The 22,603-nt window shown below is 52.9% G+C and carries 24 protein-coding genes; 7 read left to right on the top strand and 17 right to left on the bottom strand.

The genetic code is table 11. The features are described 5' to 3' along the window. Positions 1–3: 3 nt before the first annotated feature. The 8 genes from LG201_RS05670 to cysZ all read right to left on the bottom strand — a co-directional run bounded on the left by LG201_RS05670 (position 4) and on the right by cysZ (position 6,843). Positions 4–219 carry a hypothetical protein gene (locus LG201_RS05670; RefSeq protein ID WP_226771189.1) on the bottom strand — a complete coding sequence of 72 codons (216 nt, stop codon included), beginning with the start codon at positions 217–219 and terminating at the stop codon, positions 4–6. Positions 220–264: 45 nt separating this feature from the next. Further along, on the bottom strand, positions 265–786 hold the full coding sequence (tadA, locus tag LG201_RS05665) for a tRNA adenosine(34) deaminase TadA (RefSeq protein WP_404809712.1): 522 nt from the start codon (positions 784–786) through the stop codon (positions 265–267). Continuing rightward, positions 786–2,741: a transglutaminase TgpA family protein gene (locus tag LG201_RS05660; RefSeq protein ID WP_226771188.1), complete on the bottom strand. Its 1,956-nt coding sequence runs from the start codon at positions 2,739–2,741 to the stop codon at positions 786–788. Before LG201_RS05660 ends, tadA begins: the two co-directional genes overlap by 1 nt. After that, complete coding sequence (locus LG201_RS05655; protein WP_226771187.1) at positions 2,738–3,688, bottom strand: DUF58 domain-containing protein; 951 nt, start codon at positions 3,686–3,688, stop codon at positions 2,738–2,740. The genes LG201_RS05660 and LG201_RS05655 overlap by 4 nt, the downstream gene beginning before the upstream one ends. 4 nt (positions 3,689–3,692) lie before the next feature. Continuing rightward, positions 3,693–4,601, bottom strand: coding sequence for an AAA family ATPase (locus tag LG201_RS05650; protein ID WP_226771186.1), 909 nt, complete (start codon positions 4,599–4,601; stop codon positions 3,693–3,695). An 11-nt stretch (positions 4,602–4,612) separates the two neighbouring features. Further along, positions 4,613–5,068 carry a phosphate-starvation-inducible PsiE family protein gene (locus tag LG201_RS05645; protein ID WP_226771185.1) on the bottom strand — a complete coding sequence of 152 codons (456 nt, stop codon included), beginning with the start codon at positions 5,066–5,068 and terminating at the stop codon, positions 4,613–4,615. A 126-nt stretch (positions 5,069–5,194) separates the two neighbouring features. Then, complete coding sequence (locus LG201_RS05640; RefSeq protein ID WP_226771184.1) at positions 5,195–6,097, bottom strand: LysR family transcriptional regulator; 903 nt, start codon at positions 6,095–6,097, stop codon at positions 5,195–5,197. Next, complete coding sequence (gene cysZ, locus LG201_RS05635; protein WP_226771183.1) at positions 6,094–6,843, bottom strand: sulfate transporter CysZ; 750 nt, start codon at positions 6,841–6,843, stop codon at positions 6,094–6,096. Before cysZ ends, LG201_RS05640 begins: the two co-directional genes overlap by 4 nt. Positions 6,844–6,987: 144 nt before the next feature. Here cysZ and LG201_RS05630 point away from each other — a divergent pair, with 144 nt between their 5' ends. From LG201_RS05630 to LG201_RS05605, 6 genes are all read left to right on the top strand, one after another. Then, a complete protein-coding gene (locus LG201_RS05630; RefSeq protein WP_226771182.1) occupies positions 6,988–7,704 on the top strand; it encodes a pirin family protein in 717 nt (238 codons plus the stop codon). A gap of 10 nt (positions 7,705–7,714) precedes the next feature. Next, complete coding sequence (locus LG201_RS05625; RefSeq protein WP_226771929.1) at positions 7,715–8,281, top strand: flavodoxin family protein; 567 nt, start codon at positions 7,715–7,717, stop codon at positions 8,279–8,281. Positions 8,282–8,365: 84 nt separating this feature from the next. Beyond that, positions 8,366–8,950, top strand: a complete 585-nt coding sequence (locus tag LG201_RS05620) for a YceI family protein (RefSeq protein WP_226771181.1) — start codon at positions 8,366–8,368, stop codon at positions 8,948–8,950. Between the two features lie 86 nt (positions 8,951–9,036). Further along, complete coding sequence (locus tag LG201_RS05615) at positions 9,037–10,107, top strand: alkene reductase (RefSeq protein ID WP_226771180.1); 1,071 nt, start codon at positions 9,037–9,039, stop codon at positions 10,105–10,107. Positions 10,108–10,117: 10 nt separating this feature from the next. Then, on the top strand, positions 10,118–10,720 hold the full coding sequence (locus tag LG201_RS05610) for a nitroreductase family protein (protein WP_226771179.1): 603 nt from the start codon (positions 10,118–10,120) through the stop codon (positions 10,718–10,720). Positions 10,721–10,781: 61 nt separating this feature from the next. Beyond that, the gene (locus tag LG201_RS05605; RefSeq protein WP_226771178.1) at positions 10,782–11,156 is read left to right on the top strand and encodes a thioredoxin family protein; all 375 of its coding nucleotides are present in this window, start codon (positions 10,782–10,784) and stop codon (positions 11,154–11,156) included. A 108-nt stretch (positions 11,157–11,264) separates the two neighbouring features. Here the strand turns inward: LG201_RS05605 and LG201_RS05600 are convergent, their stop codons facing one another. From LG201_RS05600 to purB, 9 genes are all read right to left on the bottom strand, one after another. Further along, on the bottom strand, positions 11,265–11,612 hold the full coding sequence (locus LG201_RS05600; RefSeq protein ID WP_226771177.1) for a hypothetical protein: 348 nt from the start codon (positions 11,610–11,612) through the stop codon (positions 11,265–11,267). Between the two features lie 31 nt (positions 11,613–11,643). Then, positions 11,644–12,669 (bottom strand): peptidoglycan DD-metalloendopeptidase family protein, encoded by a 1,026-nt coding sequence (locus tag LG201_RS05595; RefSeq protein WP_226771176.1) that lies wholly within the window; start codon positions 12,667–12,669, stop codon positions 11,644–11,646. After that, positions 12,669–13,337 (bottom strand): protein-L-isoaspartate(D-aspartate) O-methyltransferase, encoded by a 669-nt coding sequence (locus LG201_RS05590; RefSeq protein WP_226771175.1) that lies wholly within the window; start codon positions 13,335–13,337, stop codon positions 12,669–12,671. Before LG201_RS05590 ends, LG201_RS05595 begins: the two co-directional genes overlap by 1 nt. Beyond that, positions 13,338–14,081 (bottom strand): 5'/3'-nucleotidase SurE, encoded by a 744-nt coding sequence (gene surE, locus LG201_RS05585; RefSeq protein WP_226771174.1) that lies wholly within the window; start codon positions 14,079–14,081, stop codon positions 13,338–13,340. Between the two features lie 89 nt (positions 14,082–14,170). Next, positions 14,171–14,770 carry an NAD(P)H:quinone oxidoreductase gene (gene wrbA / locus LG201_RS05580; RefSeq protein ID WP_226771173.1) on the bottom strand — a complete coding sequence of 200 codons (600 nt, stop codon included), beginning with the start codon at positions 14,768–14,770 and terminating at the stop codon, positions 14,171–14,173. Continuing rightward, positions 14,767–15,600 carry an NYN domain-containing protein gene (locus LG201_RS05575; RefSeq protein WP_226771172.1) on the bottom strand — a complete coding sequence of 278 codons (834 nt, stop codon included), beginning with the start codon at positions 15,598–15,600 and terminating at the stop codon, positions 14,767–14,769. The genes wrbA and LG201_RS05575 overlap by 4 nt, the downstream gene beginning before the upstream one ends. A gap of 21 nt (positions 15,601–15,621) precedes the next feature. Beyond that, the gene (locus LG201_RS05570) at positions 15,622–18,810 is read right to left on the bottom strand and encodes a translocation/assembly module TamB domain-containing protein (RefSeq protein WP_226771171.1); all 3,189 of its coding nucleotides are present in this window, start codon (positions 18,808–18,810) and stop codon (positions 15,622–15,624) included. Continuing rightward, the gene (locus tag LG201_RS05565) at positions 18,810–20,555 is read right to left on the bottom strand and encodes an autotransporter assembly complex protein TamA (RefSeq protein ID WP_226771170.1); all 1,746 of its coding nucleotides are present in this window, start codon (positions 20,553–20,555) and stop codon (positions 18,810–18,812) included. The genes LG201_RS05570 and LG201_RS05565 overlap by 1 nt, the downstream gene beginning before the upstream one ends. 64 nt (positions 20,556–20,619) lie before the next feature. After that, positions 20,620–21,990, bottom strand: coding sequence for an adenylosuccinate lyase (purB, locus tag LG201_RS05560; protein WP_226771169.1), 1,371 nt, complete (start codon positions 21,988–21,990; stop codon positions 20,620–20,622). Positions 21,991–22,262: 272 nt separating this feature from the next. Between purB and LG201_RS05555 the strand changes: the two genes are divergently transcribed. Continuing rightward, positions 22,263–22,565 (top strand): EF-hand domain-containing protein, encoded by a 303-nt coding sequence (locus tag LG201_RS05555; RefSeq protein WP_226771168.1) that lies wholly within the window; start codon positions 22,263–22,265, stop codon positions 22,563–22,565. The last annotated feature ends 38 nt before the right edge of the window (positions 22,566–22,603 follow it).

Genomic DNA, 22,603 nt, shown 5'->3' with positions numbered 1-22,603 from the left:
CAGCTAGCGGGTCTTGAGCTTGTCCAGGCCTGTCACCAGCAGTGAGAGTAGCCATAATAAAGCCTTGAAGGTATTCATCACGGGAATCAGGCTCCAAAATACACTGCCCAGAATTTGCCTGCACAGCATGGACTTGAAACAGGCCGTTTTGTAGATGGTGGAAAGCAGGCAAAGTCCAAGTGATACGAAGTAAATCACGATGTACTCAACAGGAATCATGCTTATCTCCTCTAGGTGAACGAGCAAGACACATTCGTGTCCATTTTATGGTTGATTGTCCTGCTTGGCTTGCTTGAGCAACTGTCTGCGCTCTGAGAAAAACCGGGTCAAGGTGGCGCCACATTCCTGCTCCATCAAGCCGCTTTCTACTGTGGTGTGGTGATTAAGCTTATCTTCTGCCATAAGGTTGATGACGCTGCCACAGGCACCGGTTTTATAGTCTCTGGCACCAAATACCAGTCTTTCTATACGTGCATGCTGAATAGCCCCCGCGCACATGGCGCAAGGTTCCAGTGTGACATAGAGCGTACAGCCTACCAGGCGATAGTTGCCTATGGCCTGAGCCGCATCGCGTAAAGCGCGGATTTCTGCGTGCGCACTGGGGTCATGATGGGCAATGGGGGCATTGCTGCCACGGCCTATGATGATGCCATCCTTGACGACCACGGCACCTACCGGCACTTCTCCTGCCCGTGCAGCCTCTGCTGCCAATGCCAGGGCGGCCTGCATGAAGTCCTGGTCTGTCATTTCCGGTGAGTCTGGGGTGGGGGCAAGTGAAGCGGGCATCACAGTTTGAGTTTGTTGATGGATGTCCGTAATTCTGCCATGGTTTTGCCCTCTGCATCAGCTCCGTAACGCAAAGACTGATAAAGATCGGTAATTCTGGCAATGGCCACAGCATGTTGCGGAAACTGTTGGCTGGCACGATGTTGTACGTCCTGTGCACCTTCATGCGGCATGACGCGGATGCCATGCCGCGCTAATTTACGCAGGTAGCGGCGATATATGACCTGTACTGGATCCAGGGATTGTCGAACGCGGCGGAACAGGAACAAGCATAGCAGCAAGATAAATGTGGCCAGGCTGCCCATCAGCCACAGCACCAGATCCTGCCAGTTGACCTGGGTGCCGGATAGCCTGGATAGCAGTTCCAGCTGGCGTTGCTGGTTATAGCCCAATACCCATTGGTTCCAGCCGTTATTGACGGCATCCCAGTTCAGGTAGAGGTTACGTAGCCAGGGATAATCTGGCCTGGCCATGAGCGGGAGCAATGTGTTGTCGGGCAAGGCAGTACTGATGCCCGTTTCTACCCGGCTGGGAGAGACGGCAGCGGTGGGATCAACTCTGACCCAGCCGCGTTTGGGTAGCCACACCTCTGCCCAGGCATGTGCATCGGATTGACGTACGATCAGGTATTGTCCGACCGGATTGACTTCTCCACCCTGATAGCCCGTGACTACTCGGGCGGGCACACCGGCGGCACGCATGAGATAGGTAAAGCTGCTGGCATAATGTTCACAGAACCCGCGCTTGGTATTGAAGAGGAAATCATCGATAGAATCCCTGCCAAGTCGTGGTGGTGCCAGTGTGTAGATAAAGGGTTGCTGGCGGAATAGTTCCAGCGCGGCATTGACGATCTGCTGGGGTTCTCGCAGCTGATCATGCCACTGCTGGGCGAGCTCACGGCTACGCGGGTTGCCACTGGCGGGAAGGGCCAGCGCTAGTTGCCTGGCTCTATCATCCAGATCGAGTGCAAGCTGGTAACTGGTATGGGAGCTGCCTTCATAGCGGATGCGGGTGCGCACTGGGTTGCGCGTCAATACTTGCCATTCACGACTGCGATAAGCCTCTGCCGGTAAGCCTTGAGGGATATCCAACATGAGCAGCCACTGGCGATTATGCGGTTCCAGCGTGACTGTGTAATCAACCGTATCGCCAGAAACCAATAGGTTTTCAGCTGCAAAGCGCGTCCGGTTATTGTCCATATGCCAGCCGCGGCCGTCAAAATGCCATAGCACCGGCCCACGCCAGTAGAGCTGTTGTGGAGCTGGGATTTCTCCTTTGAACTGTACGCGGAAGGCGATGGCGGCTGACAGACTGAGATCGCTGATATTGCCTGGTTCCATATTATCTGAGAGGCCGCTCATGCTGCGATAGGCATCTTGAGGTACGCCCCAGAGCGGGCCGGGAATACGTGGAAACAAGAGAAAGAGGATGAGCATGATGGGTATGCTCTGCAATAACAGGCTACCCGCGATGCGCGTACGCAAGCGTTGAGACAGGGTGCCATGCGGGTAACTGATGCCGACCAAGGTGGCAGTGAACCCGGCTAAGGGCAATAGCAGATACGCCCCGACCAGCAATGACTGATTGAAGAGAAATGCGGTAATGGTCATGAAATAGCCGGCAAAACCCAGAATGACATAATCCCGCCGAGTGGAGGATTCCATCAGTTTGAGCGCCAGCATCAGTGCCAGCATGGCGACACTGGCATCACGGCCAAACAGGCTGCGATAGGTGACTAGAATACCGACTACGCCGAACAAGGTGATGGGTACCAGGATCCAGAGTTTGGGCATGGCCCAGTGATTTCTCTCCAGCAGGTAGCGCCAGCCCATGAAGAGCGCGATCAGGGCGCTTACCCAAACCGGAAAGTGGTCGATATGCAAGGCCATGGCCAGGCACATTGAGAGCAAAAGCCAGCGCAAATCGGCCATGCCGGGATTGATGGCGCGGCTCATTGCCCACCTATCAGCGCAAGTGCTTGCAGGCATTGGTGATAATGCGCTTCGGAGTTGTCTGGGGGAAATACCTGCTCCGGCAGGCGCAAGCCATAACGATGACGTTCGATATGGGCCGTCATGATCCAGCGCGTCAGCTGGCTCAGGCGTTGCTCCAGATCTGCGCCGGGCGTGGTTTGCAAGTCCAGCCATAACAGTACTTGGGATTCGGCCTGGAATTGCTTGGTGAACATGCCTTGTTCACGGGATGAAGCTTTCCAGTCTATGCGCTTGGGCGAGTCACCCAGCTGATACATGCGCAGGCCGGCAAAGTCGTCGTCACCATTTCCTTGATCTGTCTTGCTACCACTACCATGATCGGTATTGAGTGGAATAGGCAGGTCATTGTCCGCGGGTTTTGGATACACTAGGCAACGGGAGGATGTGGCAAGTGGGCTCCACACATGGAACAGGCCGAGTGGAAATCCAGTGTGCAGCTTCACTACTCCAGGAACCAGCCAGCCGCGTTTTTGTGCACGCAAGCTCAGTGCTAGTGTGACTTTGTCATTCGCCGGGATATCACCGTACACCGCTTCGGCACCGTGAAGATTGGCGGCAATGGCATAACGCTCACGCTGCCGGGTGTCGGTAAGTACCAGGTTGAAAGTGGCATCCTGCCCGGCAAAGATTGCATCCGGTGCAGGCATGTCAATCTGCAGCCATGCCATGTTGCGCCATGTATGCAGCATGGCGATCAGCCCCATGCCTGCCAGCATGAATGTCAGGATAAATCCCAGACTCAGGGTGTAATTGATCGAGCCTGTGAGCATGCCGAGCAGCACAATGGCAAATCCCCAGCCTGCGCGACTGGGTAGAATATAAAGATGACGCCGTGTCAGAAGCAGGGGAATGGTGAAATGCCGATCCAGGCGTAACTTTGCTTTCCAGTTCGCTATGATGGCGGACATGGATTTAGGGGATGGCGACGGCATTCAGCAAATGGTGGGCTGCATCTTCAATACTGCTGCCCGAGATGGTTTGCAGGCGGTGGCCCGCGACTCCAGGTAATACCGCCTGTATATCCTCCGGGATGGCAAAGTCCCGTCCATGCATCAATGCCCAGGCTTGTGCGCATTGCTTGAGGGCGAGCCCAGCGCGGGGAGATAACCCGGCTACAAAGTGGTTGGAGTGTCGGCTGTAAGTGAGTAATGCCTGCAAATAATCGAGCAGGGCATCAGAAATATGGATATGACCTACAGCCTGCTGGAGTGCCAGCAAACCAGTGCCATCTATACAAGCTTCGGGGCTATGAATGCCATGGCGCCCACCGTTGCTCTGTAGTAGTGCGCGCTCAGCCTGCGCATCAGGGTAGCCCAGGTTGATACACATAAGGAAGCGATCCAGTTGGGATTCTGGCAACGGGAAAGTGCCGATATGATGCCCGGGATTTTGTGTGGCGATCACAAAAAATGGCTTGGGAAGTTGCCGCGTATCGCCTTCGAGCGTAACCTGGCCTTCTTCCATCACTTCCAGCAAGGCGCTTTGCGTCTTGGGCGTGGCGCGGTTGACCTCATCGGCCAGCAACACATTGGTGAAAACCGGGCCGGGATGGAACTTGAAGCAGGCCTCGTTGCGATCATAGACCGAGACACCCAGAATGTCGCCTGGTAATAAATCGCTGGTAAATTGTACCCGGTTGAACTGCAGGCCCAGCACCTGGGCCAGGGTATAGGACAGCGTGGTCTTGCCCATGCCTGGAAGGTCTTCTATTAGCAGATGACCTCGGGCCAGGATACATGCCAATGCGAGCCGGATCTGCGGCTCTTTGCCCAGGATGATGTGGCTGGTATGGCTGATAATTTGATCTATCTTGCTCTGCATGGGCAGTTTGCTCAGTCTACACGTTGCTTCTGGCCCCAGCGCACCAGTACAAAAGTGATGCCCAGCATCAGGCCAGCCCCTACCCACAGAAGTACATCCTTAGGGTCTGGAGAAATCTCCTGCACCGGCATAATGATCAGCTTGCGTAACACCAGCACCATGGCAACTTCAATAAAGGTTTCCACTTCCAGCTTGGCACCCATGAGGTAACGGATTTCCGCGGAAATCAGTGCTGAGATTGACCAAAGCAGCATCAGGGTGCCCAGGGCATTGAGGAACCCGTGGACGAGGTTGTGAGAGGAAAATGCGATCCTGACATCCAGGAAGAACAGCCAGGCAAACATCAATACGGAGATGGCAAGTGCCAGGCCGATGGTGATGTGGGCAAAACCATTCAGCCATAGCATGGAGCGTATGGTGTAACGGTTGATGACATTGAATTCCCTGGGAAAGTGGTTTTGTGCCATGAGTGAGACATTCCTTGTGTCTTGTACTGCATTATTGTTATGGGGTTGAAAGCGTATTGTCGTTCCCCTGAAACTCGTTCAACGACCGCTTGTTTATTGCTTGCGCCAGTGTACCTAATTTTTATGTCAAACCAGCAGTTCTTCTAGCGACAGTTTTTCCAGTTTCTTTAAAATCCATTGCTGGGCCTTGCCGCCATCGCTACGCCAGGCGACATAGGCAACGACAGCTGCCTTGGGTTCAGCAACTTCACGTATCAATAACTTGCCCTGGGCAAGCTGTTGTTCGGCAACGGTTCTTGGCAAGTATCCGACGCCCAGCCCCTTGATCTGCGCCATCATCTTGCTCGGGATGTCAGGTACCGAGAGTACATCCTGCCCATCCAGAATGCCTGAGGTTTTGGGCGGCAGGCTGCGCGAACTATCGGCCGCGGAGATAGAACGGTACTGTTGTATATCGGCGTTTTTCAAAGGCTCCGCTAGCTTGGCCAAAGGATGATGTGGTGCCACGGCAAAGACAAACTCCACAGTCCCTAACAATCTGGTGGTATAGCCCCCACCTGGTGGCCCTTCACCGGGCGCACCGATGGAAATATCAGCCCGATTGTTGATCAGGGCATCCCAGCTGCCACCATATACCTCGCGCAACAGACGGACACGGGTACCAAATTGTTGGGCATAAAATTCTTCAAGCATGGTGTAAATCGGGTTCAGGCTCAGAATATCGCTGATGGCAATGCTGATATCGGTTTCCACGCCGGTAGCAACCCTGCGCACACGGCATTCCAGCTCGCCAGCAGCCTTGAGCAGGTGTCGGCCTTCACGCAGCAGCTCACTCCCTGCTTCGGTCAGCCTGGCTTTATGTCCGCTGCGGTCAAACAACTTGATATCAAGGCTGTCTTCCAGGGTGCGGATGGTATAGGTGATGGCCGAGGGTACGCGATAAAGGCTATCTGCTGCTGCGGAGAAGCTGCCTTCGCGGTCTATGGCATCAAGCACTTCCAGGGCTTCAATTGAGAGTTTGATGCTCATGATGCTTCATTCCGTTCATGCACCCAGAATAGCGCGGCACCGGCAACCGCGGCAGGCATCATGATAATGTTGACCAGAGGAATCATGAGCGCCAGATAGACCGTGCCGCCGAAGCTGAGGCTCTGCCAGCGTTTTTTGCGTAACCAGCTCAGCATGTCATTCCAGCCTATTTGATGGTTGTCAGCAGGATAGTCCAGATATTGTACGCACATCATCCATATGCCAAATAGTATCCATAAGGGTGGGGCTGCCAGGTTCAACACCGGAATCAGCGAGAGTATGAACAAGCCAACTGCTCTTGGCAGGAAATAGGCCAGCTTGCGCATTTCCCTAATCAGGGTACGGGGTACTAGCGCGATCAGTTCTTTCCAGCTGAAGGGTGGGAAAGTATCTTGCCCTCGCACTATCACTTCTACTTTTTCTGCGAGCAGCCCATTGAACGGGGCCGCGATGATATTGGCCAGCATGGTGAACGTGAAAAATATCATCAGCAATATGAGCACGACGAACAGTGGCCACAGAATATAACTGACAAAACTTAGCCAACTGGGGAGTATGGGCATTAGTGCATGCATCCATTGATCAAATTGCTGCCAGGCCAGGCTAACCATGCCGATGAAGAGCAGCAAGTTTGCCGTGAGTGGGAATAGCACAAAGCGTCGTAATCCTGGCTTGAATACCAGTTTGAGACCTTCACTCAAGTATTGCGGGCCGGATAGCACCGGGTTAGGGATCAGTGTGACCATGAGCCGCTCCATTCAAGACAAATCTTATTCATAATTTTTGAACAATATATACAAAATTATTTGCTATTAATACTAATCCTTATTATCTAACATGGCCTCTGTCATTCAGGAATATTGAATTCCTTAACCAAATAGGAGCTTGTGATGCTGACATTGAGAAAGTCCCAGGAGCGTGGCCATGCCAATCATGGCTGGCTGGATAGTTATCACTCATTCTCATTTTCTGGCTACCAGGATCCTGAACATATGGGTTATTCGGTGTTGCGCGTGATCAACGAGGACATCATTGCGCCGGATATGGGCTTTGGCATGCATTCGCACCAGGATATGGAAATTGTCACTTATATGCTGAAAGGGGCATTGCAGCATCGCGATAGTCTGGGCAATGGCTCCGTCATCAAGGCTGGTGATGTGCAACGCATGACCGCGGGTACCGGGATTGTGCATAGCGAGTTCAATGCCTCCAGCACTGAGTCGGCACATCTCTTGCAGATATGGCTGCTACCGGAACGTGATGGTATTACGCCAGGCTATGAGGAAAAGCAGTTTTCAAACGCCGAGAAGCAGAACCGCTGGTGCTTGATTGCCTCCAGGGATGGTAGAGAGGGATCGTTGCTGGTGCATCAGGACATTGCTTTGTATGCAACAGTTCTGACCCAGAATCAACAAATTGCTTACACCATGACTGAAGGACGCAGCCTGTATATCCAGATCGTGCGCGGCAATGTGGTGTTAAATGGCGAAGCTCTGGAGGCAGGTGATGCCGCCAAGATTGACAGTTATCCGCAAGTCGATATTCAGGCAGGCGAAGAAGCCGAGTTGCTTTTATTCGACTTGCCAACAGATCATTCATCACATTAAGGAGGTCATGATGACCAAGGTAGCAGTGGTTTATCACAGTGGTTATGGCCATACCGAAGCTCAAGCCAAGGCAGTGGCACGTGGCGCAGAAAAAGTGTCAGGGACGGAAGTCGTCCTGTTGAACGCTGAAGATGCCCAGAAAAACTGGGATGCACTCAATACGGCAGATGCCATTATTTTTGGCAGCCCTACTTATATGGGCTCGGCTTCTGCACAGTTCAAGGCGTTCATGGATGCCAGTTCTTCCATCTGGTATGGTCGCGGCTGGAAAGATAAAGTCGCCGCAGGGTTTACCACTTCGGCCAGCCAGAGCGGTGATAAGTTGAATACCATTGTGCAGTTGACCATTTTTGCTGCTCAGCATGGCATGATCTGGGTAGGAAATGATTTGCTGCCGGGGAACAATAGCAGCACAGGGTCAGTCAATGACTTGAATCGGCTTGGTGGTTTCCTAGGTGCTTTGGCGCAGGCCAATAACGACCAGGCTGCCGATGTGGCGCCCATCAATAGTGACCTGCTGACCGCAGAACACCTGGGTGAGCGTGTTGCGACGATTACCAAGAAAATTCACGGGTAATTTGTATGTATTGCCTGGCGATGGATGCGTTGCCAGATAAAAAGCTTTTAATCAAAACAATTTCAATATCAGAGAGGATGTGCAATGAATAAATCAATCGCCAAACTTACGATGATCGCTGGTCTGTTTGCTGTGAGCAGTATGGCTTTTGCCGCTGCCGAGAATTACGAGATCGACAACAAGCATAGCTTTGCCAATTTCTCTATCCGACATGTGGTCGCCAAAACATCCGGTACCTTTAGTGATGTGACTGGCAAGCTGGTGATCGATAAGGATAACCTGGCCAATTCCAGCGTGGATGCCAAGATCAATGTATTAAGCGTGAACACCAGCAACGAAAAGCGCGATGAACACATCAAGAAAGAGGAGTACCTGAATGCTGGCAAGTTTGGTGAGATTCATTTTGTCAGCACCAAGGTTGCTGCGACTACTGCCAGCCAGGGAAATGTTACTGGCAAGCTCACTATCAACGGTGTGACCAAGGAAGTGACCTTCCCGTTTGCTGTGCTGGGTTTTGGCAAGGATCCCTGGGGTGGTCTGCGTACCGGGATTGAAGCTAAAACCATCATCAAGGCTTCTGACTTTGGCTATACCTGGGCAGCAAAGGCTGGTGCGCCAGTTGGCGATGATATTGAAATCACGCTATTGATCGAAGGCGTAAAGAAGTAATTTTATCCCGTGCGTTGTACAAAACGCTTCACCTGTCTTGATGGCAAAGTGAGGCGTTTGTCATTTACTCAAATCAGGAGTCGAGAATGTCATTGGATTTATTGAGCCCAGGCAAGCTGGGAAGCATTACACTGCAAAACCGTATCGTCATGGCCCCATTAACACGTAATCGTGCTGGGGAAGGCAATGTACCGCAGCCTATCAATGCTGAATATTATGCCCAGCGTGCATCCGCAGGCCTGATCATTACCGAAGCAACCCCCATTTCTCCTACAGCCCATGGTTACCCTGCAACGCCTGGTATTCACGATAAGGCGCAGGTTGAAGGCTGGAAGCAAGTTACCGCCGCGGTGCATGCCAAGGGCGGCAAGATTGTGCTGCAACTGTGGCATGTGGGCCGCATTTCCCATCCATCGCTGCAGCCTGGTAATGCATTGCCAGTCGCCCCTTCTGCGATCAAGCCTGCAGGCCAGGCATTTACCTACCAGGGCCTGCAGGATTTTGTCACGCCACGCGCGCTGGCAATTGAAGAGTTGCCAGGGATTGTGGCCGATTACGTCACAGCTACCAAGCATGCACTGGAAGCCGGGTTTGATGGAGTGGAAATCCATGCAGCCAACGGATATTTAATAGACCAGTTCCTGCGCGACAGCACCAATCAGCGTACTGATCAGTATGGTGGTAGCAAGGAAAATCGTGCCCGCCTGTTGCTGGAAGTAACAAAGGCTGTGGTTGACGTTGCCGGTGCAGACCGTGTGGGTGTGCGTATTTCGCCGCTCAACCCGTTTAACGATATCAGCGACTCAGATCCACAAGGCTTATTCAATTACGTGGCTGATGTATTGAGTCCCTTCAAGCTGGCCTATCTGCATGCAGTAGAAGGTGGCATGGGCGATGGCGCCACCCCGGACTTTGATTTCAACGAACTACGCAAGCATTTCAATGGCGGCTACATTGCCAATCTTGCCTATGACAAAGCTAAGGGGAATGCTGCGATTGCATCCGGCCATGCAGATGCAATCGCCTACGGCTCGCTCTATATTGCCAATCCTGATCTGGTCGAACGCTTCAAGCAGGATGCGCCATTGAACAGTCCAGACCAGTCAACATTTTACGGTGGTAGTGAAAAAGGCTACACCGATTACCCAACCTTATAAGGATAACAATATGTCAAGAAAACCAGCAGTTACCAGTGTGCCTATCGATTCCACCATTGCCGAGCGTTGGAGTGGCCGTGCCTATGATGCCAGCAAGCCTGTTACCCATGAGCAAACCATTGCCCTGCTAGAAGCTGCCCGCTGGGCACCATCCTGCTATGGTGACCAGCCATGGCGCTTCATTGTCTGGGACAAGAACAAGGATGCAGCTGCCTGGCAAAAAGCATTTGAGACGCTGGTGGAATTCAACCAGGGCTGGGTCAAGGATGCTCCACTCCTGGTCCTGATCGCTGCTGATACCAAGTTCCACCATAACGGCAAGCCTAATCCATTTGCAGCCTATGACAGTGGTGCTGCAGCAGAAAACCTCTGCTTGCAGGCAACTGCACTTGGCCTGCAAGCACACCAGATGGCAGGTTTTGATTCCGACAAGCTGCGTGCTGCATTTAGCGTACCAGAGCAGATCCAGATCCAGGCCCTGATTGCCGTGGGTTCTCCTGCTGATCCAGCTACGCTTGAAGGGGATATCAAGGAGCGTGAGCTGGCACCACGTACCCGTCGCGAACTGGGTGAGCTGTTCTTTGACAGCGCCTGGGGCAAGCCTATTGTTTGAGTGGTGGGTCTATATAGCTCTGCTATAATGAAAAAATCCACTAATTTTTTGGGATTTAATCATGGCGGTCTTGCAACTCAACAAAGCTAACTTCAAGGACACCATCGTCAACAATGCTTTTGTCATCGTTGATTTCTGGGCACCATGGTGTGAACCCTGTGTCGCATTCACACCGGCATTTGAAGCGGCTGCAGAAAAAAATCCTGACATTGTGTTTGGGATGGTGAATACCGAGGATGACCCGGAAATTGGCGAGTATTTTGAAGTCAGCAAGATTCCGGGAGTGTTGGTGATTCGTGAGCAGGCCGGTATTCATGCGCAGGTGGGCGAGATTGGCGCACCCGCACTGGACAAGATCATTGAATGGGCACGTGCTTATGACATGACCCAGGTGCATGAATATTATGCTGAGCAGGACGCCCAGGCTGCCAAGTAAGTCTGCGGCTTGTTAGCAATAAAAAAGGATAACCGAGGTTATCCTTTTTTATTGCTGTTATTGCCCAGCCCTGTCGCGTTCTTCTGTAATCAGGGGTAGGGCTTGGCCCTAGAAACTGCCTGTCGTGATCAGCCTAAAGAGGAAAAATGCCCCTATCCCCATCATGAGGTAAAGCGGAATGTCGCCACGCTTGGTGAGCTCTCCACGCCTGGGAGCAGTGAACCAGCGATTGGCCAGGTATACCAGCAGGATAATCACGGGAATGGCGATCATGCCAGTGGTGGAGGAGAACAGTTTGGAGAATGCCTGCTTGAGCCAGCCATCGTCGCGGAACAAGTCGACGGCAATGCCGATAATGCCTATCACCATCAATCCTAGGCGGCCAATGGCGAGCAGGGTGGCTGACAGGGAGTCTGGTTTGTCGTCAGCGCTGGCTTTAGCTTTAGGCTTACTCAATCTCTACTCCTTGTCCGGGTGTGAGTGCAGGTCAGCCAGGACTGCCGGGCAGATATTTGGCCGGGTCTACTGATTTGCCCTGGCGACGAATCTCGAAATGCAGTTTGACCTTGTCTGCATCAGTATTGCCCATTTCAGCAATTTTCTGGCCGCGAGTGACCTGCTGACCTTCTTTGACCAGGATATTGCTGTTATGCGCATAGACCGAGAGATAGGTACTGTTATGCTTGATGATGACCAGCTTGCCATAGCCGCGCAGATCGGAGCCGCTATAAATGACCTTGCCGGGTGCTGCTGCATTGACGGCTTGTCCCTGCGCGCCTGAAATATCCAGCCCCTTGGCATTGGTGCTATCGTTGAAATTACCGACCACCTTGCCATTGGTTGGCCAGGCCCATTGTATGCCGTCTTCGGTATTGCTGGCAGCAGCCTGGCTGGCTGGTGCTTGGGTGTCAGCCGGGTTTCCAGTAGCCGCTGACGGTGCAGGCACCACAGGACTAGCTAACTGTGGTTTTGGCGAAGCAACGGGCGCGTTCATGGCTGCCAGACTATAAGGTTCGCGCGTGGCTTTTGGTTCAACCACCAGCAGTGGTTGTCCAGGTGCGGGACTTTGCCCCGGGTTGGGCTGGCCGGCGGCTACCGCTGGAGGTGCACCACCATCCATGTTCAATGGCGTGATAATGACATCGCCATCTGTCGCGCTAGCGGGTTGTCCTGGAATTGGGCTTGCTGCAGCTGCAGTGTCTGTTGCCCGTGCTGGCAACTTCAGCTGCTGGCCGATATGAATGGTGAAGGCGGGCGGCACAATGTGATTGGCCTGCGCAATTTCTTTATAGTCGTAACCATATTCCAGGCCGATGCTGTAAAGCGTATCGCCTTTTTTGACTGTATGGGTATTGGGGCGCCAGTCTTTGTCCGTACTGGACTTAGCCTGACTACTTGCAGGTTTTTTTGCTACCGGAGCGCGGTCTATCACCGGCGCATGATCCGTGGTGCTACAGCCGATGAGTAACAGGCTGATCAGCCAGGATTTTTTAACTTGCTTGATGACGTGCATTAATTAGTTCCACCCAACAGCGGTACAAACTTGACCGCTTCCAGCTTGGTTTTTCTATATTCAGATCCCACCGCCGTTTTGACATGCTCAATGAGATACAGCGTTTGTTCTTCAGTGCCTACCGGAATCACCATGCGGCCACCCACAGCTAACTGGGCCAATAGTTCATCCGGTATATGGCGTGCAGCAGCTGTGACAATAATGCCGTCGAAAGGTGCAATTTCTGGCAAACCCATGGTGCCATCTGCATGTTTGAGCTTGATATTGGCGAGGCGCAATTCACGCAGGTGACCGCGGGCTTTCATCAGCAGGGGGCGTATGCGCTCAACCGAGTAAACCTCTTTGGCTACTTTGGACAGCACTGCGGTTTGATAGCCGCAGCCGGTGCCGATTTCCAGTACTTTTTCCAGTGGGCGTCCATTACGCAGAATCTCTGTCATGCGCGCCACGATATAAGGCTGGGAAATGGTCTGGCCAAAGCCTATCGGCAGTGATACATCCTCATAGGCGCGTGAAGATAGCGCCTCGTCGACAAAGATATGCCGTGCGATGCTGCCCAAGGCTGCCAGTGTCACCTCATCCTTGATGCCTTGCTCGCTCAAGCGCGACAGCATACGTTCGCGCGTGCGCTGTGAGGTCATGCCTATGCCGCGTAATACTGTACTCATTTATTGCGCGAGCCAGTTCTTGACCTGTTCGCGTTGGGCGTACTGCGTGAGATCTATCTGTAAGGGGGTAATCGATATGCGATTATTGTTGATGGCATTGAAGTCTGTGCCTTCACCCGAATCCTGGGCACTGCCAGCCGGGCCTATCCAATATACAGTCTGGCCGCGGGGCGTGGTGGACTTGATCACCGGCTCAGCCTTGTGGCGCTTGCCAAGGCGGGTGACCTCAGTACCTTGCAGGTCTTCATAAGGGACATCCGGTACATTGATATTAAGTAACACAGGCGGAGGGAAGCGATCTTTCTCGTAACGTTGCACCAGTCCAACCATGAACTTGGCGGCAGTTTCAAAATGCTGAACACCGTGGCGTGACATTGATACGGCAAAAGATGGAATACCTAGCAGAAAGCCCTCGGTGGCGGCGGCTACCGTGCCAGAGTATATGGTGTCATCGCCCATATTGGCACCGTCATTGATGCCCGAGATGATCATGTCAGGCAATTGATCAAGCAAGCCTGTCACCGCCAGATGGACACAGTCCGTTGGCGTGCCATTAACGTAGTAGAAACCATTGCTGGCTTTGTGCACCGACAGTGGCCGGTCTAGGGTGAGGGAGTTGCTGGCACCGCTGCGGTCACGCTCAGGCGCAACAACAACGATATCCGCGATTTTTGACAAATGTTCAGCCAGAATATTCAGGCCGGGGGCAAAGTAGCCATCGTCATTGGAAAGTAGGATACGCATTTTTTTATTATAACCGAGTCGAGATACGCTTTTGCTGCCAGCGTTGCCACAATGGCATAAAAATATTTCTCAAGTCGGTAAAGTTTGCATCATGTCGCTGGATGTAGTTGCAATGCGGTTTGTGCCAAACGTTTCCCAAGGGCAATACACAGTTTTTTCTCGTCCTCGGATATAGGCCTGTCATCCATGGCGCCTGCCACATGACTGGCTCCATAAGGCGTGCCACCTGAACTGGTGCTTGCCAGCGCAGGTTCTGAATACGGCAGACCGAGCAGCAGCATGCCGTGGTGTAGCAGGGGTAGCATCATGGTGAGCAAGGTAGTTTCCTGGCCGCCATGCATGGAGCCGGTGGATGTGAATACGGCGGCAGGCTTGTTGATGAGCGCCCCCTTGAGCCAGAGGCTGGTGGTGCCATCCAGGAAGTATTTCATGGGGGCCGCCATATTGCCAAAACGCGTGGGGCTGCCCAATGCCAAGCCTGCACACTCTTCAAGATCAGCTAGCTCTACATAAGGTGCACCTGTGCTTGGTACCTCCGGCTCAGTGGCTTCGTGATTGGCTGAGATTTTGGGTACGGTACGGATACGCGCAGTGGCACCCTCGACTGACTCAATGCCGCGAGCAATCAGCTTTGCCATGTCGCGGACAGAGCCACCTTGAGAGTAATAAAGCACCAGGATCTGGGTCATTTCTTTCTTTTATCCTTGAGTCGTTGCTTGATCTTGTCTACTTCAAACAGGTTGATTGCATTGATCAGGTCGCTGAACTTGGCGTAACCATAATTGCGGGAATCGAACGCGGGGAAGTTTTTCACAATATGCTTTTTTGTTTCACCGATGTGCGCATAGCCATCATCATCGGAGAGCGCTTCAATCGCGGAGCGGATGAGTGTGACCAGCTTGGTATCCATCGCCAGTTCCCCGTCGTTCTTACGGATACCGGGTGTGAGTGAAGCAGCAACGGGGGGCGCGGTTTTGATCGCCTTGGTTTTTTGTTTTGCCACCGGTTTGGTGGTGTTTTTCACTGGCGCTGCGGATTCGGCTTCAATATGACTGCCGGATTTTTCCTGCGCCAGGATTTCTACATAGACAAACTTATTGCAGGCAGCAATCAGGGATTCAGGCGTTTTCTGCTCGCCAAAACCATATACCTGCTTGCCGGATTCACGCAGGCGAGTGGCCAGCCTGGTGAAGTCGCTATCGCTGGAGACAATGCAAAAACCATCAAGCGGCGCGGTATAGAGCAAATCCATGGCATCAATAATCAACGCGCTATCGGTCGAGTTCTTGCCCTTGGTGTTGGCATATTGCTGGATAGGCTGGATGGCGTGCTTGGGCAGAATTTCTTTCCATTTCTGCATGCGGGTTTCTGTCCAGTCCCCATAAATGCGGCGCACGCTGACATCACCAAATTTGGAAATTTCTTCAAATAGCGCATTGATCACTTCAATCATCTTGAAAGTATTATCCGCATCGATCAACACCGCCAAACGCGGGTTGCTGGTCTCGAGATGGGCCATGCTGCGCTCCTTTTCAGTCAATTATTTGAACCTGAATGTGTATAACACATCTACCGCACTTTCAGAACCGGCCTGTGAAACTACAGACCAGCGTTTGGTGATGGCATATGTGAGCTTGGCGACATTCAGCAGGCCAGTCAGGCTTTTTTCATAGCTCAGGTAAAGTTTGGATGACAGCCGTTTGCCAAAGTTGACGCTGGAGCTTTGCACATCGCTCCCGCCGATGCTGAAGCTATCCAGGCCGGCAGCACGTGCCATTCTGGTTTGCAGGGGAACCGACTGACCTTGCGATAACAAGGCTCCCGCGGCCAGTGAGAGCATGGCAAATTCACTTTTTCCTGCTTGGTCCATGCCATGGCCCAGCACCAGCCAGGAAAGCTTGTCGCTATCTGGCACATTGGGAGTGGAGACCAGTTTGACCGTCGGCATCAGCGCATTGCCGGTAATTTCCACACCGGCTTTCACGGTCTGGTTGTCACGCATGGCGCTGATGTTGAGTCCAGGGTTATCAATCGGGCCGCTGAAATTGATGATGCCTTTTTCTATGTTTAGTATCTGCCCATACGCCATGTAAGTGCCACCCACGCGGATGGAACCTTCTGCCCGCAGGCTGTTGGGTACCATGCCTGAGAGGGTGAGTATGCCTGTGAGGTAGCCGTCCAGGCCACGTCCGCGCATGAGGAATTGCTTGTTGGTGTCGATGATGCCGATCACTTCATCCCCGAGGTTGATCTTGAGGCCTGAGATATTGAATTGTAGCGGTGACTCTTCCTCCTCGCGTTCGAGGCCAACCACAACGACATCGTCACCCAGTTGCGGCGCACCTTCTCCGGCCAGTTCTATCAGGCCACGAACCACGCGCAGATCGCCCGATACATCAAGCACATGATCCTTCATGGTGGTTCTGGCGTTGCCTTGAAGTACCAGCAGGCGATCCGTGCGTTTGGCTGCAGTGAAGTTGTCCAGAACCCAGGCAATATCTACAGCAGGTTTGCCTTGATTAAGGCTGATCTCGCCACTGGCACTGAGGCTGCCTTCTCCACCGGTGAAGCGCAGTTCGTTGAGTTGTAGCTTGTCTCCACTGAGTTTTGCGTTGAGTCTGCCCTGGGTCAGGCTAACACCTTCGGCAGGCAGGCCCAGTGCCAGGTTGCTGCCGCGGATATAGCCTTGCAGGTCTGGATTACCCAGCTGGCCGCTAGCTTGAATGGCTATGTCCATTTGTCCATCGGCCTGGACTTCTGGTACGGGAAGCCAGGCCAAGGTGGAAAGCTGGGCGTGGATTTCAGCTTGCAAGGGCGCGCTGCTTGCCAGTTCAAATCCAGTATCGTTCTTGTTGATGGTGGTACTGGCGTTAGCCGTGACATGGCCAAACTGGCTGCCATTGATGCTGGCCTGCAATTGCAGCTGGTTTTCTTGCATGGTCAGGCCCAGCTTGACGGTTTGCAAGCCGAGTGGCTTGTCAGCTTGACCTTCGGTTACGACTGCAAGGTCGCCGGATTCACGCCAGAGTGATATTTCACCATTCAGGGCATCTTCGGCCCGGATATTCCAATGGCCAGAAAATACCGGGTTACCCTTGAGGTTGCCCGGTAATGAGAACAGGGCGGGGGGAATGTCATGCAGGGCCAGTTGAGATATTTTTCCTCGTGTAATTAATCCTTGTGCCGTGCTTTGCAAGGATTCTAAGGTGATACGGCCCTGTTTGAATTGTAGCGCCAGATTTTCAACCAGCAGGCCATTTTCATCGTCATAACTGATAGGAGCAGGGGCCGGAAGGCTGACGGGCACATCGGACTTGTAATCCAGCTGTTTCAATTGTCCCGCCCAGCCGCCATTGGCGTCAAAGCCACCAGTCAGCACGCTGATTAATTCCAGGCCGGTGCCGTTGGCCTGAAGGGAAATCTGGTGTTGCTGGCGATTGCCACTCAGCATTAATTTGCCATCGATGAAGCTGCCTTGTTGCAGTCGCAATCCCTGCGCATTGATTGTGGCTTGTAATGTGCCTGCCCCGGCCGAGTCCAGGGTTCCATTGCCTTCCAGCTTACGAGCACTGATATTGCCGGGTAGACGCAGGTTTTCTGCCAGAAGCTGGAATTGGGCTGAGAGTGTATCCATACTGCCACTCAGGCTGCCGCGTGCATTGGTTTTGCCACCAAATGCCGGCCCCAGTACGCCAAGGTTGGCAAAGTCGGCCTGCCAGTCCAGCTTGCTGTCGCTCTTTCCCAAGCTCCCATTGGCAGAAAAAGTATTGCCGCCCAGATCAGCCTTGACCACGAGCTCATTCAATAGATTACCTAATAGATGAATGTTGGCATCCGCATTTAAGGCCTGGCCTCGCCAGCGACTGTTGTGGGTATTCAATTGAAGTCGCAGGTCTGGCTCTGGCATGAGTTTGCCATCTAGCGCCAGGTCAAAACCCAGATTAGCCTGGGTGGACTGACCCAGCTGTCCGGGATTGAGGTCTCTTAATGCCACGCGTAACTTGAGCGGGAAGTCACCTTCCAAGCCCAGCTCGCCATGGATATCCAGTTTACCCGCCGACTGGAGGCCGCTATCAACGGATACCATGGCAGGCAAGCCTTGCTGCATGGCAAACAGATTGCTCATGTCAAATCTGAGTGCCAGTAAATCACCGGACAGTACTGAATTGAGCTCATAAGGCATGCCGCCGCGCACCTGTTTGACATGAATATGGCCAGCCAGGGGATAGGGTTTGCTGTTGACCAGCGATAACATGGCCTGGATATCGCCCCAGGGGGTTTCCGCACGCACCAGCTCCAGGTTGAGTTTTTTTGTATCAGCTTCCAGGTTCAGGGTGACATGATGCAATACATGGCGTGTACTGCCTGAGACAATGATGATCTCGTCAATAGCAGCCTGATCTACCCTGATCGGGAAGGGCAGGTTGATTTTCTCCGGCAGGCCTGCCGGGGCAGGGGTTTCTCCTGGAGCAGGAAGTGCGGGTATGGTGGACGAGGCCTCGGGCTTGGGCTTCATGGTAATCACCAGGCGCTGTGCGTGCAGGCGTTCCACCAGCACACGCCCATCCAGTGTGGGCAGCATGCGCACCTTGGAATCGAATTGTTCCAGGTTCAATTGCATGCTGCCTGCGTCATAGCTCAGGTCCTGCAAGCTGGAATCCACCTGGATATCCGCCCATGCCGGGACTGCCAGCCATAGCAGCCAGACGAGGATGAGTCGTTGCAGCATCAGAACGTGACTCCCAGATTGAAATGCAAGCGGTATTCGCCGGTTTCCTGTCCATGCGCAATATCCACGCCTATAGGCCCTGCAGGGCTCTTGAACCGGGCGCCTAGCCCATAACCGTATACTGGTTTTAGGTCCTGCGTCGTGTTGGCTGCATTACCAAAGTCAACAAAGGCTGCAGCGCCCCATTGCTCGGTCAGCCACTGGATGACTTCTACACTGCCTGTCACCATGTAGCGTCCACCGACTACGGCATCGCCATCAGCAACCCCAAGGCTCTGGTAGGCGTAGCCACGTACGGATTGATCACCACCCGCGCGGAACAGGTAGGTAGCCGGGGCATTATCCGCCCCACTGACAATGCCACCTTCCAGGCGGGTAATCAGTTGTGTGCTGCGAGTAATGGGATAGTAGGCCTGCACCTTGGCGTAGCTTTGCAGGAACTTGCCATTGGCCATGACGTCGAGTGGTGCACTGGTGAACTGCGTATTAAATAGATAACCACGGGTGGGGTTGAGTTCACTATCGATCCGGCGTAAGGTCAGCCCATAGGAAACCGTTGCCGCATAATTGTTCTGCGATTCACTCCCTGCCACCGCCACATGTTCCAGCAGGTAGGCAGCTCCTATGGTTTGTTCAAACGTACGCGGTCCCCATGAGCGTTTGACGCCAGTGCCCAGTGTAGAGGTGGTCTGGCCTTCTACATCAATCCGGTTGAGGTCTGCATTGAGGCTGTCGCGATAACCGTTTTTATCCGTGGGAAGCCTGATCAATGAGTTTAACGACTGGGCTTTTTGCTCCAGCTTGAATGAGTTGGTAAAGCGCCAGCCGCGGTTAAACAGGTTGAGATCCTGATAGGTGAGCTGTGTGCGTGCCCCCGTGTTGGTACTGGCACCGACACCTATGCCCACCTGTATGGCCTGATTCTCCGTGACATTGACCACGATGGGGGCCGCTTCCGGGTCTGCATCATCGGTGCGTGAGGTCACTTCCACGTTGCTGAAGTATCCTGTGGCTTGCAACTCTGACTGGAAAAACAACAAGCTGGATTGACTGTAAGGCGTACCTGGCTTGATGGGGTTTATGTTGTCCACCACACTGCGGGGATAGCGCTCAAGCCCATTGACTTCCACCTGGCCAAAGCGGAAAGGAGCCCCGCTATCTATCTCTACCTGCAGTTTTACACTATTGGCTTGTGCGTCTATAACGGCCTTGCTTGAAGTAATCCTGGCATTGGGATAACGCTGCAACATCAGGCCTGTCAGCAGGTTGCGCTTGGCGCTGGCCCAGCGATCCTGACTGAAACGCATGCCAGGCTTGAGCAACCAGTTGTCCTTGAGTTGTGCGGGATCGGGTTTCTCGCCCGGTGGTTGTTGGCTCACAGGGCCGATGAAGTGAATATCAATATCTTGTATGGTGACCGCTGTCCCTGGGTCTACCGTGAACTTGGCGGTGTGAAGGATATTTTGGGTATTGCTTGGTGCATCACCAACTTTGCCTTCTGAATTGCTGTCGATACTTTGCTGGATAACAGGAGAAAAATAGCCTTCAGTGGCTAGCAGGTCTTCAATATTGCGCGGGGTGGATTGCAATAAACGATGCCACTCGGCGTTGTTCATGCGTGGACTGTTGAGCCAGCGCATGATTTCAAGGTGCTGCTTCAGCAGGTCATCGACCGAGGAAGGTGCTTCAATATCAACGCTATAGCGGGTTTCTGCGGCATGGATCTGCAGGGCAGGCATCAACATGACTGAGAGGCACAAGCCTCTCAGTATGCTAAAGAAAAAATACAGTCCTGCTCGACGATGTGCTCTAGATCGATTTTGCAAGTGCCGTGGCTTTGCCTATATACGTAGCTGGGGTGAGCTCCAGCAGGGCTTGCTTGGCATCTGCCGGGATTTTGAGATCCTGGACAAAGGCGTGCAGTGACTCCTTGTTGATACCACCCTTGCCACGCGTCAAGGCTTTGAGCTGTTCATAAGGGTTGGCAATACCGTAGCGGCGCATCACGGTCTGGATAGGTTCAGCCAGGACTTCCCAGTTATTGTCCAGATCTTCCAGCAAGCGTGCAGCGTTGATTTCCAGCTTGCCCAGGCCTTTGAGGCAGGAGTCATAGCCGAGTAGCGCATAACCGAATGCCACGCCCATGTTGCGTAACACGGTAGAGTCGGTGAGATCCCGCTGCCAGCGCGAGATTGGCAGCTTCTCGGCCAGGTGCCGTAACACGGCATTCGCCAGGCCAAGATTACCTTCGGAGTTCTCAAAGTCAATTGGGTTGACCTTGTGCGGCATGGTGGAAGAGCCTACTTCGCCTTCCTTGACCTTCTGCTTGAAATAGCCTTGGGAGATATAACCCCAGATGTCGCGGTCTATATCAATCAGGATGGTGTTGATGCGCGCGACCGTATCGTAAATTTCGGCCATGTAGTCATGGGGTTCAATCTGGATGGTGTAGGGGTTGTACGTCAGGCCCAGGCTGGTAACGAATGTTTGGGCAAAGCTTTCCCAGTCGAAATCAGGATAGGCGGACAAATGGGCGTTGAAGTTGCCAACCGCGCCGTTGATCTTGCCCAGGATTTCATTATTTGCAAGCTGTTCACGCTGGCGACGCAAGCGGTAGACCACATTAGCCAGCTCTTTACCAACGGTAGTCGGTGAGGCGGTTTGTCCATGGGTGCGGGAAAGCATGGGCATGTCTGCCAGCTCATGCGCCAGTTCGGTCAGGCGTGCGATGATATGGTCGATCGCAGGCAAGATCACATTGTCGCGCGCATGTTTCAGCATCAGGCCATGAGACAGGTTGTTAATGTCTTCAGAGGTACAAGCGAAATGGATGAATTCACTGACAGCACGGATTTCATGATTGCCGTCAAAGTGCTCTTTCAGCCAATATTCTAGTGCCTTCACATCATGATTGGTCCTGGCTTCAATCGCTTTCACCTGCACGGCTTCAGCTTCACCAAAAGCGGCAATCACCCTGTCCAGCTCATTGATGGTTTCCCCGCTAAAAGGGGCGATCTCCTCTAATGCAGATTCTGCAGCCAGGGCTTTCAGCCACTCGACTTCAACCAGGGCGCGAAAACGAATCAGTGCATATTCACTGAAATAAGGACGCAGATGATCGAGCCTGGACTGATAGCGGCCATCAAGGGGGGAGAGTGCGTTAAGAGGGGTAAGCTCCATCAATAAACCTTTTTTGCTGGGTAAGAATGCTGGCGCATCGGTGAATATTTTCATCGGATGAAACCGGATGATGCGCCAAAAAAACGTAATTTTACCTGACAACTGCCATTGGCAAAATCAGGGATGTATTATTTGTCTCAAATGTTGCATCCATGCGCCAAACATGTGCGCCTCAAGCCACTATTTGGCGCATAATTGACGGAGTTCTCCATCATTGCGGCTCGCCTTTACCGTTTTTGAAACGCAGGTTCAGGATAAAACTGCAGACCATCATGACCAGTCTTTTAGCTACAAGGTTCAGTATGAGCCGGATCATTGTCCGATTAATGATGTTTGGCATGATGTGCTGCATGCAGCCATGGGCGCATGCAGCCGATGCGCCAGCTTATCCAACAGTAGAGCAGAACCTGCGCGCGATGGATATGGATAACGATGGTCAGGTGACCGTGTACGAGTTGCGTGCTTACCTTGAAATCAGGCATGGCAAGGATTATGAGCAGGAAGTCATGGATAGCCTGGAGGCGTCCGCCAAGGGTAAAAGTTGTGGTACGCCATTTGCCCGATCATTCTATTAATTCCGGTAACAAGATTCATTCTCATAAATGCCTGTAAT

The organism is Methylobacillus gramineus (assembly GCF_020532675.1).
Classification (GTDB): Bacteria; Pseudomonadota; Gammaproteobacteria; order Burkholderiales; family Methylophilaceae; genus Methylobacillus; species Methylobacillus gramineus.
The sequence above is the reverse complement of the archived record's forward strand: the minus strand, read 5'-3'. Positions and strand labels throughout refer to the sequence as shown.